27 protein-coding genes are annotated in these 15,452 nt (G+C 48.4%); 26 read left to right on the top strand and 1 reads right to left on the bottom strand.

The window, feature by feature from the left end; translation table 11 throughout:
• Positions 1-12 precede the first annotated feature (12 nt).
• From rplB to rplQ, 26 genes are all read left to right on the top strand, one after another.
• Positions 13-837 (top strand): 50S ribosomal protein L2, encoded by an 825-nt coding sequence (rplB, locus tag BLR44_RS21610; RefSeq protein ID WP_089686065.1) that lies wholly within the window; start codon positions 13-15, stop codon positions 835-837.
• A 2-nt stretch (positions 838-839) separates the two neighbouring features.
• Positions 840-1,118 (top strand): 30S ribosomal protein S19, encoded by a 279-nt coding sequence (gene rpsS, locus BLR44_RS21605; RefSeq protein ID WP_089686064.1) that lies wholly within the window; start codon positions 840-842, stop codon positions 1,116-1,118.
• Positions 1,119-1,170: 52 nt separating this feature from the next.
• Positions 1,171-1,566, top strand: a complete 396-nt coding sequence (gene rplV / locus BLR44_RS21600) for a 50S ribosomal protein L22 (RefSeq protein WP_089686061.1) — start codon at positions 1,171-1,173, stop codon at positions 1,564-1,566.
• An 8-nt stretch (positions 1,567-1,574) separates the two neighbouring features.
• Positions 1,575-2,327, top strand: coding sequence for a 30S ribosomal protein S3 (gene rpsC / locus BLR44_RS21595; RefSeq protein ID WP_089686059.1), 753 nt, complete (start codon positions 1,575-1,577; stop codon positions 2,325-2,327).
• Between the two features lie 33 nt (positions 2,328-2,360).
• Positions 2,361-2,780, top strand: coding sequence for a 50S ribosomal protein L16 (rplP, locus tag BLR44_RS21590; RefSeq protein WP_089686058.1), 420 nt, complete (start codon positions 2,361-2,363; stop codon positions 2,778-2,780).
• Between the two features lie 5 nt (positions 2,781-2,785).
• Positions 2,786-2,989: a 50S ribosomal protein L29 gene (gene rpmC, locus BLR44_RS21585; RefSeq protein ID WP_089686056.1), complete on the top strand. Its 204-nt coding sequence runs from the start codon at positions 2,786-2,788 to the stop codon at positions 2,987-2,989.
• A 5-nt stretch (positions 2,990-2,994) separates the two neighbouring features.
• Positions 2,995-3,273: a 30S ribosomal protein S17 gene (rpsQ, locus tag BLR44_RS21580; protein ID WP_089686054.1), complete on the top strand. Its 279-nt coding sequence runs from the start codon at positions 2,995-2,997 to the stop codon at positions 3,271-3,273.
• A gap of 2 nt (positions 3,274-3,275) precedes the next feature.
• Positions 3,276-3,644 carry a 50S ribosomal protein L14 gene (gene rplN, locus BLR44_RS21575; protein ID WP_089686052.1) on the top strand — a complete coding sequence of 123 codons (369 nt, stop codon included), beginning with the start codon at positions 3,276-3,278 and terminating at the stop codon, positions 3,642-3,644.
• A gap of 4 nt (positions 3,645-3,648) precedes the next feature.
• Positions 3,649-3,999 (top strand): 50S ribosomal protein L24, encoded by a 351-nt coding sequence (gene rplX / locus BLR44_RS21570; protein ID WP_089686049.1) that lies wholly within the window; start codon positions 3,649-3,651, stop codon positions 3,997-3,999.
• Positions 4,000-4,003: 4 nt separating this feature from the next.
• Positions 4,004-4,561 carry a 50S ribosomal protein L5 gene (rplE, locus tag BLR44_RS21565; RefSeq protein WP_089686047.1) on the top strand — a complete coding sequence of 186 codons (558 nt, stop codon included), beginning with the start codon at positions 4,004-4,006 and terminating at the stop codon, positions 4,559-4,561.
• A gap of 63 nt (positions 4,562-4,624) precedes the next feature.
• Positions 4,625-4,894, top strand: coding sequence for a 30S ribosomal protein S14 (gene rpsN, locus BLR44_RS21560; protein ID WP_089686423.1), 270 nt, complete (start codon positions 4,625-4,627; stop codon positions 4,892-4,894).
• Positions 4,895-4,981: 87 nt separating this feature from the next.
• Entirely contained in the window at positions 4,982-5,380 is a 399-nt protein-coding gene (gene rpsH / locus BLR44_RS21555; protein WP_089686045.1) for a 30S ribosomal protein S8, read from the top strand.
• Positions 5,381-5,389: 9 nt separating this feature from the next.
• A complete protein-coding gene (gene rplF / locus BLR44_RS21550; RefSeq protein WP_089686043.1) occupies positions 5,390-5,944 on the top strand; it encodes a 50S ribosomal protein L6 in 555 nt (184 codons plus the stop codon).
• A 17-nt stretch (positions 5,945-5,961) separates the two neighbouring features.
• The gene (rplR, locus tag BLR44_RS21545) at positions 5,962-6,312 is read left to right on the top strand and encodes a 50S ribosomal protein L18 (protein WP_089686041.1); all 351 of its coding nucleotides are present in this window, start codon (positions 5,962-5,964) and stop codon (positions 6,310-6,312) included.
• Between the two features lie 5 nt (positions 6,313-6,317).
• On the top strand, positions 6,318-6,830 hold the full coding sequence (gene rpsE, locus BLR44_RS21540; RefSeq protein ID WP_089686039.1) for a 30S ribosomal protein S5: 513 nt from the start codon (positions 6,318-6,320) through the stop codon (positions 6,828-6,830).
• A 4-nt stretch (positions 6,831-6,834) separates the two neighbouring features.
• Entirely contained in the window at positions 6,835-7,014 is a 180-nt protein-coding gene (rpmD, locus tag BLR44_RS21535; protein WP_089686038.1) for a 50S ribosomal protein L30, read from the top strand.
• A gap of 2 nt (positions 7,015-7,016) precedes the next feature.
• The gene (rplO, locus tag BLR44_RS21530; protein WP_089686036.1) at positions 7,017-7,463 is read left to right on the top strand and encodes a 50S ribosomal protein L15; all 447 of its coding nucleotides are present in this window, start codon (positions 7,017-7,019) and stop codon (positions 7,461-7,463) included.
• A gap of 6 nt (positions 7,464-7,469) precedes the next feature.
• Positions 7,470-8,798, top strand: coding sequence for a preprotein translocase subunit SecY (secY, locus tag BLR44_RS21525; protein ID WP_089686033.1), 1,329 nt, complete (start codon positions 7,470-7,472; stop codon positions 8,796-8,798).
• Complete coding sequence (gene map / locus BLR44_RS21520) at positions 8,798-9,598, top strand: type I methionyl aminopeptidase (protein WP_089686032.1); 801 nt, start codon at positions 8,798-8,800, stop codon at positions 9,596-9,598. The genes secY and map overlap by 1 nt, the downstream gene beginning before the upstream one ends.
• A 2-nt stretch (positions 9,599-9,600) precedes the next feature.
• A complete protein-coding gene (gene infA, locus BLR44_RS21515) occupies positions 9,601-9,819 on the top strand; it encodes a translation initiation factor IF-1 (RefSeq protein WP_089686030.1) in 219 nt (72 codons plus the stop codon).
• Between the two features lie 49 nt (positions 9,820-9,868).
• Positions 9,869-9,985, top strand: a complete 117-nt coding sequence (rpmJ, locus tag BLR44_RS21510) for a 50S ribosomal protein L36 (RefSeq protein WP_089686028.1) — start codon at positions 9,869-9,871, stop codon at positions 9,983-9,985.
• Positions 9,986-9,991: 6 nt separating this feature from the next.
• Positions 9,992-10,369 (top strand): 30S ribosomal protein S13, encoded by a 378-nt coding sequence (rpsM, locus tag BLR44_RS21505; RefSeq protein ID WP_089686025.1) that lies wholly within the window; start codon positions 9,992-9,994, stop codon positions 10,367-10,369.
• Positions 10,370-10,381: 12 nt separating this feature from the next.
• Positions 10,382-10,774, top strand: coding sequence for a 30S ribosomal protein S11 (gene rpsK, locus BLR44_RS21500; RefSeq protein ID WP_089686023.1), 393 nt, complete (start codon positions 10,382-10,384; stop codon positions 10,772-10,774).
• 38 nt (positions 10,775-10,812) lie between these two features.
• Positions 10,813-11,418, top strand: coding sequence for a 30S ribosomal protein S4 (rpsD, locus tag BLR44_RS21495; RefSeq protein ID WP_089686021.1), 606 nt, complete (start codon positions 10,813-10,815; stop codon positions 11,416-11,418).
• A 27-nt stretch (positions 11,419-11,445) separates the two neighbouring features.
• Entirely contained in the window at positions 11,446-12,435 is a 990-nt protein-coding gene (locus BLR44_RS21490) for a DNA-directed RNA polymerase subunit alpha (protein WP_089686019.1), read from the top strand.
• Positions 12,436-12,444: 9 nt separating this feature from the next.
• Entirely contained in the window at positions 12,445-12,987 is a 543-nt protein-coding gene (gene rplQ / locus BLR44_RS21485; protein WP_089686017.1) for a 50S ribosomal protein L17, read from the top strand.
• Between the two features lie 49 nt (positions 12,988-13,036).
• On the opposite strand, the gene alr is transcribed toward rplQ, so the two are convergent.
• Positions 13,037-15,442, bottom strand: a complete 2,406-nt coding sequence (gene alr, locus BLR44_RS21480; protein WP_089686014.1) for an alanine racemase — start codon at positions 15,440-15,442, stop codon at positions 13,037-13,039.
• Positions 15,443-15,452 lie beyond the last annotated feature (10 nt).

The following is a 15,452-nucleotide window of genomic DNA, read 5'->3' as shown; positions in this document are numbered from 1 at the left end:
CACGTATAGGTTATGGCAATTAAGAAATTAAAACCTACAACGCCGGGGCAGCGTTTCCGTCTGGCTCCTTCGTTTGAGGAAATTACAAAGGCAAGTCCGGAGAAGTCTCTCTTGCGTCCGATCAAGAAATCGGGTGGCCGGAATAGCAATGGCCGTCGTACCGTTCGCCAGTTAGGTGGAGGTCACAAGCGTCGCTATCGTGTGATTGACTTCAAGCGTGATAAAGAAAATGTACCTGCTACGGTAAAGAGCATTGAATACGATCCGAACCGTAGTGCGCGTATCGCGCTTCTTTTCTACGCAGATGGTGAAAAGCGTTACATCATTGCCCCGGAAGGATTGACGGTCGGTCAGCAGCTCGTATCAGGACCTGAAGTCGCTCCTGAATTGGGAAATGCACTGCCGATGAGTGCTATGCCGCTGGGTACGATTGTACACAACATTGAGATGAAGCCTGGCAAAGGCGGACAGCTGGCGCGCAGCGCTGGGACCTACGCTCAAGTAGTAGCGCGTGAAGGAAAATACGTTACGCTGAAAATGCCTTCGGGTGAGATGCGTATGATCCTGGGTACGTGCATGGCTACCGTAGGAACCGTGTCGAACGCAGATCACATGAACGTGCAGATCGGTAAAGCAGGTCGTAAGCGTTGGCTGGGTCGCCGTCCTCGTGTTCGCGGTGTCGTCATGAACCCTGTGGATCACCCGATGGGTGGTGGTGAAGGCCGTGCTTCAGGTGGGCACCCACGTTCGCGTAACGGTATCTTGGCAAAAGGCTTTAAAACGCGCAGCAAGAGAAAACCATCTGATAAATTCATCGTCAGCAGAAGGAAGAAATAATTATGTCACGTTCGCTCAAAAAAGGGCCATACATCGACTTTCGCTTGGAAAACAAAGTGGATTCGATGAACAATTCAGGCAAAAAGACCGTCATCAAGACTTGGTCACGTCGCTCCATGATCTCTCCGGACTTTGTCGGTCACACGTTCGCTGTGCATAACGGAAATAAATTTATTCCCGTGTATGTGACAGAAAACATGGTCGGTCACAAACTGGGTGAATTTGCCCCTACGCGAAACTTTCGCGGACACATCGCCAAGAAAGACAAAGGCAGAAGATAAATCCTGAACTGAAAACCACCCGTTTCGGCGGGTAGCTTCAACATAAATTACCATGGAAGCAGTTGCTAAACTTAAGAACGTTCCTTCCTCGCCGCGAAAAATGCGCCTGCTGGCTGACTTGGTTCGTGGGAAGCGGGTGGATCACGCACTGAATATCTTAAAAGTGCAGTCTCGGTACGGTGCCGACCAACTTTACAAGTTAGTTCGCTCGGCAGTCGCCAACTGGGAGGAAAAAAATCCTGAAGGTCGTCCTGAAGAGATGGGCCTTTACATTAAAACCATTCAGGTTGACGGTGGGCGGATGCTCAAGCGTTTGCAGCCCGCTCCTCAGGGACGTGCCCATCGCATCCGGAAACGCTCGAACCACATCACCCTAGTGGTGGATAGCAAAGTGGCCGTCGAGGTAGAAGAAGCAGACGTAAATAACGAATCCGAATCAGCTAACTGATATTATAGATGGGACAGAAAGTAAACCCCGTAGGACTCCGTTTAGGGATCATCAAAGGATGGGAATCCAACTGGTATGGCGGTAAAACCTTTGCGGACAAACTCATAGAAGACGAAAAAATCCGCAAATACGTTCTCGCCCGGATTCCCAAAGGGGGGATTGCCCGGATCATCATTGAACGTACGATCAAACGCATTACCCTGACGATCCATACGGCACGTCCCGGAGTGGTTATCGGGAAAGGCGGATCTGAAGTAGATAAGATCAAGGAAGAGCTGAAAAAGCTTACCAATAAAGATATTCAGATCAATATCTTCGAGATCAAGCGTCCCGAGTTGGATGCAAAGCTGATTGGTGAGTCGATTGCTCAGCAATTGCAAGCACGTATCTCGTACCGCCGTGCTATGAAGCAAGCCATCTCGTCAGCTATGCGCGTAGGTGCCCAAGGAATCAAGGTGAAAGTATCGGGTCGTCTGGGTGGAGCTGAAATTGCCCGTACAGAAATGTACAAAGAGGGACGTATTCCACTGCATACGTTACGTGCTGATATCGACTACGCTATTTCGGAAGCAAATACAGTTTACGGAAAGATTGGCATTAAAGTGTGGGTATTTAAAGGAGAGGTATACGGTAAAGTAGATCTTTCGCCCAATGCTGCAGCCAATGCTGGCTCTGGAAATGAGCCCTCCGGTGGCCGTCGCCGTCGTGGTGATCGCAACGACCGGGGAGACGATCGTTCTCGTCGTCGTAGAAGAAGATAAGAACGTTAACGCGACTCAAAACATTGCGACATCATGTTACAGCCAAAAAGAACTAAATACAGAAAGCAGCAAAAAGGACGCGTACGGGGCATCGCCCAGCGGGGGCATAACATCGCCTTCGGTTCGTTCGGAATCAAATCGCTGGAAACTGGCTGGATCACCAGCCGTCAAATAGAAGCCGCTCGTATCGCAATGACGCGTGCTATGAAGCGTGAAGGCCAGGTATGGGTACGAATTTTCCCCGATAAGCCTATTACGAAAAAGCCTGCGGAAGTGCGGATGGGTAAAGGTAAAGGTGCACCAGAATATTGGGTAGCGCGTGTGAAGCCCGGCACGATCTTATTCGAATCTGGAGGTGTAGACAAAGCGTTGGCTCAAGAGTCTCTGCGCCTGGCCTCTCAGAAATTGCCGCTCAAAACTAAGTTTGTTATTCGCCGCGATTATCAAGAATAGGAATCATGAAAAACGACGAAATCCGGGCCCTGAGCACTGAAGAAGTTCAGCAGAAATTGCAAGAAGAGCAGCAAGCCTTGCAAAAACTGAAGTTTGCCCACGCCATCTCGCCTCTTGAGAATCCGATGAAAATCCGTTTTGCACGGAAAAACATTGCTCGTTTGCATACCGAAATAACGGCGCGTAATAAGGCATCCGAAAACAAGTAAACATTATGGAGACCGAAGTAAGCAACCCAACCACTCGCAACGCCCGCAAAGAACGGATCGGGCAAGTGGTCAGCAATAAAATGGATAAGTCCATTACCGTCGCCATCGTACGGAAAGAAAAGCACCCGATCTACGGCAAGTTTGTGACGAAAACGAAAAAACTCGTTGCGCACGATGAGAAAAACGATTGTAACATCGGTGACCTGGTGAAAATTATGGAGACGCGTCCGTTGAGCAAGCGTAAGCGGTGGCGTTTGGTAGAAATCATAGAAAGAGCTAAATAACGATGATCCAGCAAGAATCCAGACTCAGCGTAGCCGATAACAGCGGCGCTAAAGAAGTGTTGGTGATCCGGGTACTAGGTGGTACACGTAAGCGCTATGCTTCGGTAGGCGATAAGATCGTTGTAACCGTTAAATCGGCTCTTTCGTCCAGCAACATGAAAAAAGGGACGGTTTCGAAAGCGGTAGTCGTACGGACTAAAAAAGAAGTACGTCGTAAAGACGGCTCTTACATCCGCTTCGAAGACAATGCCGTGGTCCTGCTCAACAATAACGACGAGCCTCGCGGAACCCGTATTTTCGGACCTGTTGCCCGTGAACTGCGCGAACGGCAGTTTATGAAAATTGTTTCTCTGGCTCCTGAAGTGATATAAAGCCATGAAAAAAACACAGCTTAAAAACACTAAGCCCCTAAAGCTGCGGATCAAAACCGGAGACGAAGTACTCGTCATTTCTGGTAACCATAAGAATCAGCGCGGAAAGGTATTATCGGTAGATCGCGTACGCAACCGGGCCATTGTTGAAGGAATTAACCTCATCAACCGCGCTATGAAGCCTTCAGCCTCCAATCCTCAAGGTGAATTTGTGGAGAAGGAAGCACCCATTCATATCAGCAACCTGAAGCTTATCGAGCCTGCCACGGGCGAAACTACGCGTGTAGGTCGTAAAGTTAACGATCAGGGCAAGCTGCAGCGTTACTCAAAGAAAACCGGTGATTTTATAGGTTAAGAAGATGAGCACGACAGCAAGACTTAAAGAAAAATATCATAAGGAGGTTGCACCAGCACTGCAACAGAAGTTTCAGTACAAATCGCCGATGCAAGTACCACGTTTGACGAAGATTTGCGTCAACAAAGGAATCGGGGCAGCGGTAGCTGATAAAAAGTTGGTGGATGTAGGTGTAGAAGAGCTCACTACCATCACAGGACAGAAAGCTGTTCCGACTAAAGCGCGCAAGGCAATTTCAAACTTTAAATTGCGCGAAGAAATGCCGATCGGTGCACGCGTAACGCTGCGTGGTGATCGTATGTACGAATTCATGGACCGCCTGATGTCTGTGGCTTTGCCTCGTGTGCGTGATTTCCGTGGTATCAACGATAAAGGATTTGATGGGCGTGGCAACTATACCCTGGGAGTTAAAGAACAGATTATCTTTCCAGAAATTAGCATTGATAAAGTAGCTAAGATCTCAGGGATGGACATCACTTTCGTAACGACAGCCCAGACGGATGAAGAAAGTCTGGAGCTCCTGAAAGCTTTCGGATTGCCTTTCGCAAATCAAAAGAAATAAAACAAGCTATTCAGAACTTGCACACTTACCCAAGTGTTGCAAGTTTTTTATACCGAATCTATTATGGCAAGAGAATCAGTAAAAGCACGTGAACGGAAGCGCCAGGAAATGGTGGCGAAGTACGCTGAAAAAAGAAAAGCTTTGAAAGAAGCTGGCGACTACGTAGGGTTGGACAAGCTACCCCGCAATGCTTCGCCTGTACGCCTCCATAACCGTTGCCGCTTGACCGGACGTCCTCGTGGTTACATGCGGAAGTTTGGGATCTCGCGGGTGACTTTTCGTGAGATGGCATCAGCAGGTAAAATTCCGGGTGTTACAAAAGCGAGTTGGTAATATTTAGACTTCTCGGCTATTCAATTCGAAAAAAGTATTTAACTTTGCACCCCCTAATTCAGGGCAAGGGTCTCAAGCTATTACGTTATGATCACTGATCCCATTGCAGATTATCTCACGAGGATACGGAATGCGGTTAAAGCACGGCACCGTATTGTAGATATTCCTGCGTCAAATCTGAAGAAAGAGTTGACAAAAGTGCTTTACGACAAAGGCTATATTCAGAATTATAAGTTTGAAGATAATGAAGTTCAAGGCAATATTAAAATTGCTTTGAAGTACGATCCTTCGACAAAACAGTCTGCCATTCTTTCCTTAGAACGTATCAGTAAGCCAGGCTTGCGGAAGTATGCTTCGGCCTCTGAATTGCCTCGCGTATTGAATGGCCTGGGTATTGCGATCTTGTCGACCTCGCATGGGGTCATGACGGATAAAGAGGCGCGTGCCGCGCACGTTGGGGGAGAAGTTTTGTGTTACGTCTACTAAGCAATTGCCATGTCACGTATAGGTAAGAAGCCCATCACCATCCCTAAGGGAGTAGAAATTACGGTTGCTAAAAACAACGAAGTTACAGTTAAAGGTCCTAAGGGTACACTGACACAAAAAGTAGACCCTGACATTACTGTAAAGATCGAAGATGGCGAGCTTTCAGTGGAGCGTCCGACGGAACAGAAACGTCACAAAGCGCTGCACGGTTTGTATCGTGCTTTGATCAACAACATGGTTGAAGGCGTTAGCAACGGCTATAAAAAAGAGTTGGAACTGGTTGGGGTGGGTTACAAAGCCACCGTAACGGGCAATCAGCTCGAAATGAGCTTGGGTTACTCTCATAATATCATTATGGGATTGCCTCCTGAAATTAAAGCTACGGCGGTTACGGAAAAAGGACGTTCTCCTGTAGTAACGCTGGAAAGTATTGACAAGCAGCTTATCGGTCAGATCGCCGCTAAAATTCGCGAGCAACGCCCTGTAGAGCCTTACAAAGGCAAAGGGGTTCGTTTCTCTGGAGAAGTGGTTCGTCGTAAAGCTGGTAAAACGTCAGCTAAATAATATACCATAGTACCATCATGACCGCGATAAAGACTCTAAAAAGAACTCGGATTCGGTATCGGATTCGTAAAAAGGTAAAAGGCACTGCCGAGCGCCCTCGCCTTTCTGTCTTCCGTAGCAACCGCGATATCTACGCCCAGTTGATCGACGATTTGAAGGGCACTACTTTGGCAAGTGCGTCCAGCCGTGAATTGAGCAAAGAGTCTTCGACGAAGACAGATCTTGCGAAAGAGGTTGGTAAGAAACTAGCCGAGAAAGCAGCTACTAGTGGCATCGCTGCAGTAGTATTTGACCGTGGGGGGTATAAGTACCACGGACGTGTTAAAGCATTGGCAGATGGAGCCCGTGAAGGTGGGCTCAAATTCTAAAATATATGGCGCGAGGAAACGTAGTTAGAGCCAGCGATATTGAGCTCAAAGAACAAGTAGTAGCCATTAACCGAGTGGCAAAAGTAGTAAAAGGAGGGCGTCGTTTTAGCTTCTCTGCTATTGTTGTGGTCGGTGACGGAAATGGTGTAGTAGGGTACGGACTGGGTAAAGCCAACGAAGTAACCGACGCCATTACCAAAGGGATCGATGATGCGAAGAAGAACTTGATTAAAGTTCCTCTGATGAAAGGCACGGTTCCTCATCCCATGCACGGTAAGTTTGGTGGTGGTTATGTACTCATCAAGCCTGCTACAGCGGGTACCGGTGTTATTGCTGGGGGCGCCATGCGCGCTGTTCTGGAGAGTGCCGGTATTCACAATGTACTGGCAAAATCTAAAGGGTCCTCTAACCCCCACAACGTAGTGAAGGCTACGTTCGACGCGCTGACTAAATTGCGCGATCCGCTGGCGGTAGCTAAGCAAAGAGGAATTTCTCTTAGCAAAGTTTTTAACGGATAAGGTGATGGCGAAAGTGAAAATCACGCAGGTTCGTAGCACTATTGGACGTCCTGCCAACCAAATCAAAAATATCAAGGCATTAGGCCTGGGTAAAATCAATCGTACCATCGAAGTGGAGGCTACGCCTGCGGTTCTAGGTAGGATTCGTAAAGTAAGTCACTTAGTATCAGTAACTGAGCTCTGATTATGAAGTTGAATCAACTGCGGCCTGCAAAAGGCTCGATCAAAAGCAGAAAGCGCATCGGACGTGGCCAAGGCTCGGGACGTGGAGGTACTTCTACCCGTGGGCACAAAGGCGCACAGTCGCGTTCAGGCTATTCTAAGAAAATAGGTTTTGAAGGTGGACAGATGCCTATCCAGCGTCGTGTCCCTAAGTTCGGCTTTAATAACCCTAACCGGGTAGAGTATAAAGTCATTAACTTAGAGCGCCTCCAAAAGTTAGTGGAAGCTTATTCTCCCGAAGTTATTGATCCTGCTTTCTTGTTAGAACATGGACAAGTAGGCAAAAAAGATCGGATTAAAATCCTGGGGCAGGGTGAGTTTACGGCCAAAACAGAAGTGAAAGCACACGCCTTTTCAGGCAGTGCCAAAGAAGCTATTGAGAAGTCGGGAGGTACAGCCACTGTATTGTAAAGGCATATGAAAAAACTAATCACCACAATCCGAAATATCTTTTCTATTGATGACTTAAGGGTACGTATTCTCAATACCCTTTTGTTGTTAGTAGTCTTTCGTCTAGGATCCTATATCGTTTTGCCCGGTATTGATCCGAACCGCTTGGAAGGAGCGTCGGACGGCATCTTAGGGCTGTTAGATACATTCCTAGGAGGTGCCTTCAGCAATGCTTCTATTTTCGGACTGGGGATTATGCCTTACATCTCGGCCTCGATTGTCCTGCAACTCCTAACTGTGGCGGTGCCGCAGTTTCAGAAGATGCAAAAGGAAGGGGAATCAGGACGTAGAAAGATTAACCAATACACACGTTGGTTGACAATTATCATTACGATTTTTCAGTCGACTGCCTATCTGTCTGCTACTATCCCGGCAGAAGCCATTCTGATTGACCGTGCGTTCTTTACTTTCTCCGCTACTGTTATTCTAACGGCAGGCACTATCTTCTGCATGTGGCTGGGAGAAAAAATCACCGACAAAGGTATCGGGAATGGGATCTCTATGCTGATTATGATTGGGATCATCTCTCGTTTCCCGGGTGCTATTATCTCCGAAGGATTGGCACGTGGTCTTAATGGTGGTCTTTTGTTCTTGCTAGAACTGATCGTTCTCTTCTTTGTAGTTATGGGCGTAGTGATGTTAACGCAAGCCGTTCGTCAGATTCCTGTCCAATATGCAAAGCAGGTAGTAGGTAATAAGGTATACGGCGGTCAACGCCAATACATTCCGTTGAAGCTTAATGCAGCGGGTGTGATGCCCATTATCTTTGCCCAATCTCTTATGTTTTTGCCGGCGCTCACGGCAGGTCTGTGGGCGAACTGGTCAGCCGATAGTGAGCTGGCAAGTGAAGTCGGTGCTACTTTCTCCGATTACACCACTTGGCAGTATAACGTGCTGTTTGGTATTCTGATCATTGTGTTCACTTTCTTCTACACGGCTATTTCCATCAACCCTAAGCAGATCGCTGACGATATGAAGCGTAACGGAGGGTTTGTACCCGGAGTTAAACCAGGGGAGGACACAAGCAATTTCATATCTACCATTTTAGATCGCATTACTTTACCGGGTTCGGTATTTCTGGCTATCGTGGCCATTCTGCCGGCCTTGGCTAGCGTAGCGGGTGTAACGCGGGAATTCTCTCAGTTTTACGGAGGTACTTCTCTTCTGATCATGGTAGGCGTCATTCTAGACACCCTTCAGCAGATCGAAAGCTATTTGCGCATGAAGCAATATGATGGCATGATGCGCTCCAATCGCCTGAGAGGTCGTTCTAGAAACATTGCTGTTGCTTCTTGATGTCGACTGCCGTGGCGAGTGTGGCTGGAATTAAATACAAAACAGCGGAAGAGATTGAGATTATTCGCAGCAACGGTGTTGTGCTAGGAAAAGCACACGCCGAAGTTGCCAAGCTGATTCAACCCGGTGTTCGTACAGAAGCACTCGATAAACGTGCGGAAGAATTTATTCGCGACTCTGGAGCAACACCCTCCTTCAAAGGCTATAACGGTTTTCCTGCCGCCCTCTGCATCTCTGTGAATGAGAACGTAGTACACGGCTTTCCGGGAAAGTACGAGTTAAAAGAAGGCGATATTGTCTCTATTGATTGCGGTGTTTTCCGGGATGGCTTTCATGCCGACAGTGCTTATACTTATCCGATAGGGGAAGTTGACGCTGCAATACAAGCTTTGCTAAGAGCGACGAAAGAGTCTCTTTACGAAGGTATAAAAGCGGTAGCGCGTGGCAATAAAGTAGGCGATATAGGCTTTGCGGTACAGCAGTATGTGGAAGCCCGCGGTTATACAGTGGTTCGAGAGTTAGTAGGACATGGCGTAGGCAAACAACTGCACGAGAGCCCCGAAGTCCCTAACTATGGACGCAAAGGGAAAGGGCCTGTGTTGCGCGATGGGATGGTACTTGCCATTGAACCCATGGTAAATTTAGGTCAGAAGAATGTAGTGCAGGAGCAGGACGGTTGGACCATTCGCACGGCTGATCGAAAGCCCTCAGCACATTTTGAGCATACGGTAGCGATGCGAAATGGAACTTTTGACATCCTAACTACCTTTGAGTACATAGAAAAAATTATACGCGTTTAATTATGCCAAAACAGTCTTCCATTGAGCAAGACGGGACCATTGTAGAAGCGTTATCCAACGCTATGTTTCGCGTAGAGCTTCAGAATGGCCACCAGGTAATTGCTCATATTTCTGGCAAGATGCGCATGCACTATATCAAAATTTTACCTGGCGACCGGGTGAAACTGGAGATGTCTCCTTACGACCTCACAAAAGGTAGAATAGTTTACCGTTATAAATAAACCTGAGATGGAGAGTGCCTCCATCTGATCACTTTAGCACTTGACGATTATGAAAGTAAGAGCTTCCGTCAAAAAACGTAGCGTCGATTGTAAAATCGTACGGCGTAAAGGCAAACTTTACATCATTAACAAGAAGAATCCTAAGTTCAAACAAAGACAAGGGTAATTTCACATGGCCAGAATTGCAGGAGTAGACATTCCCGACAACAAGCGAGGCGAAATCGCACTCACCTATATTTTCGGAATTGGTAAGAGTTCCGCCCAAACCATTCTCGAAAAAGCCGGGATTGATCCCAACAAGAAAGTAACTGAATGGAGTGATGATGAAGCGAACGCGATTCGTAATATCATCGCTGCCGAATACCGTGTGGAAGGTGTACTGAAGTCTGAAGTGCAGCTGAATATCAAGCGTCTGATGGATATTGGTTGCTATCGTGGACTGCGTCACCGTAGAGGATTACCTGTACGTGGCCAGAAGACCAAAAACAATTCTCGCACACGTAAAGGAAAGCGGAAAACTGTAGCAAACAAGAAGAAGGCTACCAAATAATCTATAATTGTCATGGCGCAGAAAAGAAAAGATAAGGCTAAAAAGCGGGTAGTCGTCGTTGAACCTACCGGTCAAGTGCACATCAAAGCCTCTTTTAACAATATTATCATTTCCATTACAAACAATACAGGCCAGGTCATCTCTTGGGCATCGGCGGGTAAAATGGGCTTCAAAGGCTCTAAAAAGAATACCCCTTACGCAGCCCAGGTTGCTGCGTCCAATTGTGCACAGACGGCATATGATTTGGGTTTGCGGAAAGTAGAAGTCTTCGTGAAAGGCCCGGGTTCAGGACGTGAGTCAGCCATTCGGACCATCCAAAATTCGGGAATCGAGGTAGCTTCTATTCGCGACGTAACGCCGTTACCGCACAACGGTTGCCGTCCTCCGAAGCGTCGTCGTGTATAAGGTATTGGAATTGAGTTTATAATTGTAATTATCATAAAATGGCTAGATATACAGGCCCTAAGGCTAAAGTAGCACGTCGTTTCAACGACCCGATCTTTGGCCCTAGCAAAGCTCTTCAGAAGAAACCTTACGGACCAGGCATGCACGGCCGTGGCCGTCGTCGGAAACCTTCCGAATATGCAATTCAGTTGGCAGAAAAACAGAAAGCGAAGTATACCTATGGGGTACTGGAGCGTCAGTTTGCCAACTTGTTCGAAAAAGCTGCCAGCAAGCAAGGAATTACTGGTGAAAACCTGTTGCGCTTCCTGGAGGCTCGTCTTGACAACGTAGTTTTCCGCTTAGGCATTGCACCAACGCGTCGCGCTGCTCGTCAGCTCGTAGGTCACAAGCATATCGTGGTGAACGGAGAAGTAGTCAACATTGCTTCGTATGCTGTGAAGCCAGGCGATAAAGTAGGCGTTCGTGAAAAGTCCAAGTCGCTTGAAGCTATCACCGCTAGCTTGGCAGGGCGGGCAAACCGCAAATTCAATTGGCTGGAGTGGAACCAAGCCGAATTAGAGGGTACTTTTGTAAGCTACCCCGAGCGCGATCAGATTCCGGAGAAAATTCAGGAACAGTTGATCGTAGAATTGTATTCTAAGTAATTGCCTGGAGCTAATCTCCCCCAACATATGTCTATTTTAGCTTTTCAAATGCCCGAGAAAGTCGTTATGGAGAAAGCCGACGACTTTCACGGTATATTTGAATTCAAACCTTTAGAAAAAGGCTACGGTGTTACCATCGGTAATGCATTACGTCGAATCTTGCTCTCTTCTTTGGAGGGCTATTCGATTGTAGGCATTAAGATTGGCAGCGTCCTGCACGAATTTTCTACCATTGAAGGTGTGATCGAAGACGTAAGCGAGATCATCCTGAACCTGAAAATGGTTCGCTTCAAGAAAGTTGTGGACGAGCCCGACGAAAAGATCGTGGTGCGGGTACAGAATCAGGAAGCTTTGACGGCTGGTGACATTACTAAGTTCACAAGTTCGTTTGAAGTCTTGAATCCTGAACAGCCCATCTGCACGTTAGATCCTTCGGTGGATCTGGAGATGGAGCTCTACGTTCAAAAAGGACGTGGTTATGTTCCGGCCGAAGAGAACAAAACGGACGATCAGCCGTTCGGCTACATCGCCATCGACGCTATTTTTACGCCCATCAAAAACGTAAAATACAGCGTTGAAAATACGCGTGTAGAACAGAAAACGGACTATGAGCGCTTGGTCATCGAAGTAGAAACCGACGGCTCAGTGCATCCGGAAGATGCTTTGAAAGGTGCAGCTAACATTCTGATAAAGCATTTCATGCTCTTCTCGGATCGGACCATGACGTTCGAAACCGTGAAGACAGAAGAGGAAGAGACGGTCGACGAGGAATATCTGCACATGCGTAAGCTGTTGAAGACGTCACTGACCGATCTGGATCTGTCTGTACGTGCATACAACTGTCTGAAGGCGGCCGATATCAAGACATTAGGAGATTTGGCAGCCCTAGAAGTATCGGACATGATGAAATTCAGGAACTTCGGTAAGAAATCGCTGACGGAACTTGAACAGCTGATCGCTGAGAAGGGCCTTACCTTCGGCATGGATGTAACGAAGTATCGATTGGAAGAAGATTAAGAAAAACCCATGAGACACGGAAATAAGATCAATCACCTGGGGCGTACCTATTCGCACCGCAAAGCGATGTTGTCGAATATGGCTACGTCGCTGATCATGCACAAGCGAATCACGACCACGGTGGCAAAAGCTAAGGAACTGCGCAAGTACGTAGAGCCCCTGATCACGAAGGCAAAAGATAATACCACGCATTCGCGCCGTATTGTTTTCTCGCATCTGCAGAATAAATACAGTGTACAGGAGTTGTTTGAAGAAGTAGCGGGTCGCGTAGCAACTCGTCCTGGTGGCTACACCCGCATCTTGAAGCTGGGTGCCCGGAAAGGCGATGGTGCAGAAATGGCCATGATTGAATTGGTAGACTTCAACGAGTTTATCGACATCAGCGAGAAGCCGAAGAAAACCCGTCGTAGCCGCCGTGGTAGCAAGAAAGCTTCCGATACGGAAACTACCACTGCCGCCGCTCCTCAGCAAGAAACGAAGTCACCCGCTGCCGAAGCCTCGTCTTCTGAAGACGCAGCTCCCGAAAGCGACGAAGAAACCAAGAGCGAATAAGCTTAAATCTTATAGAAAAGAGGCCCTGTCATCGATAGGGCCTCTTTTTTTATGCACTATAGAAAACGCGTTTGACGCGTTCGCTCACTCGGGTCAAAAGCTCATACGGAATCGTATGAATCTGGTGGGCTAATGTTTCCACCGCCAAACCCTCTCCAAACACAATTGCTTCTTCGCCCTCCTGAACTTCTCCGATGGACGTTACGTCAACCATCGTCATGTCCATACACACATTCCCGATCACTGGTGCTTTCTGTCCGCGAATGAGCACCCAGCCGACTCCATTACTAAACGCGCGGCTGTACCCGTCGGCATACCCAATGGCCAGCGTAGCGATGCGTTTTTTCTGATCTGCTTTACCACGCCGTCCGTACCCTACGGTCTCTCCAGGCTGAATGGTCTTGACTTGAGAAACTGTGGTTTTTAACACGCCGATGGGCTGGAGTATTAACGACGCTTCAGTTGAAGGGGCGGTGCCGTATAATCCGATCCCCAAACGGACCATGTCCCATTGCGCTTCCGGAAAACGCGCAATGCCGGCAGAATTAAGCAGATGAAACAAAGGCCGTTTTGGCAACGCTTTCTCCATCAAGGACACCACATCGGCAAAGTAGGACATCTGGTTTTGAGTAAAGGTATCGTGTTGCGATTCGTCAGCACCCGCCAGATGACTGAACACACTGGCTACAGTCAGTTGAGGTACTTGCGCTAACTGCTGCAATAAGGCGGGAACTTCAGTAGGTTCGAAACCCAAACGTCGCATCCCGGTGTCGATCTTGAGATGAATGCGGAAAGGTTGTTGTGTCGCTTGCGCGTAAGCACTTAATTCTTTCAACTGGCCGAAGCTGTATACCTCAGGTTCCAGTTGAAAAAGTGCCATCTTTTCGAACGTGGATGCCGACGGATTCATCACCATAATGGGCAGACGAATTCCTTGTTCGCGTAAGGCGACTCCTTCATCGGCGTACGCGACGCCCAGGTAGTCGACGCCATGGTACTGCAATAAACTAGCGATTTCAGCGCTCCCGCTGCCGTAAGCCAATGCCTTGACCATCACCATCATTTTTACGCCGGGGCGCAACTGATGCCGATACATGTTCAGGTTATGGACCAGCGCATCCAGGTTAATTTCCAGCCGCGTTCCGTGCGCCTGCAATTGCAAGCGTTGGACGATGCGCTCGAACCGGAAGGCACGTGCGCCTTTGACCAGAATAATGGCGTCCTGAAAATCTGAATTTTTATAAGCGTCTAGAAACTGTTCGGTCGTGGCAAAGAAATGTGTCTGCGGAATCGAAGCAAAAAGCTGCTGGTGGTGCAGTAACGCTGTTCCGATGCCAATGAAACGAGCAATTTTGGCTTGGTGCAGCAAGTCCACGACCGCCCCGTAAGATTCCTCTTCAGGACTGTGGGTTTGCAAAATATCCGATAAAATGACCGTGCGCGAGAGGTTGACCGCGTTCTTTTGCTGGCGCATGAATTCCAGCGCGATGCGCAGACCCACGAGGTCGTTGTTGTACGAATCGTCGATCAGCGAACAGCGATTAATCCCCTCTTTAAACTCTAAGCGCATCGGTACATGAAGCAAGTGCTGAAGGCGCTGCGCAATCGCTTCGTCATCGTAACGCAACCAGCGCAACATCGCTGCACAGTGGCGCGCATTCTCCAAAGAAGCTTCGTCCGCAAAGGGAAAAGGAAAAGAAAAGTCGTCGGGGTGCCAGGCCACGATGTGCTGGTCTGGCGACCGATGGGCCATCAGGTAGGCGTATACGGCCTCATGCTGACGTGCACAAATCACCACCGGGCAATCAGCAAACAATTTCCACTTTTCGGCGATTTTTTCCTGGCGTGACGCAAAACCTTCGTCGTGGGCCGAACCGATGTTGGTAAAGATGCCCAGCGTAGGGTGTAGCACCTGTGCCAAGCGTTCCATTTCACGAGGCTGTGAGATGCCAGCTTCAAAAATGCCCAGTTGATGATCTGCCGCCATGTGCCAGACAGCCAATGGCACGCCGATCTGCGAATTGTAACTCTTGGGACTACTGACGATGCGGTACTCAGGACTTAAAAGCTGGGTCAGCCATTCTTTGACGATGGTTTTACCATTGCTGCCCGTGATGCCTACTACGGGGTAGTCAAAACCCCTGCGGTGGAAAGCAGCAAGCTGCTGTAAAGCCTCTACGACGCGGGGTACCTGGCAGAAATTGGCTTCGGGATAAGCTTCGGGCCGGAGCGCGGCCTCCGCCTGGATGACGAAACAGCGCACACCTTTGGCGTAAAGCTCTTCCACAAACGCGTGCCCGTCGTGATGCGTGCCGGGCAGTGCAAAGAACAGCGCACGGGGGGAATACGACAGACTTCGGCTGTCGGTCAATAGGGTGTCCACCGGCCACAGTGGTTGCGGCATTTGTACGGCGGCTCCTGCAAGTACATGGGCGAGTTCCTGAAACGTGTACATAGGTGCGTAC

This window comes from Catalinimonas alkaloidigena, assembly GCF_900100765.1.
In the GTDB taxonomy this organism is placed as follows: Bacteria; Bacteroidota; Bacteroidia; order Cytophagales; family Flexibacteraceae; genus Mooreia; species Mooreia alkaloidigena.
The sequence above is the reverse complement of the archived record's forward strand: the minus strand, read 5'-3'. Positions and strand labels throughout refer to the sequence as shown.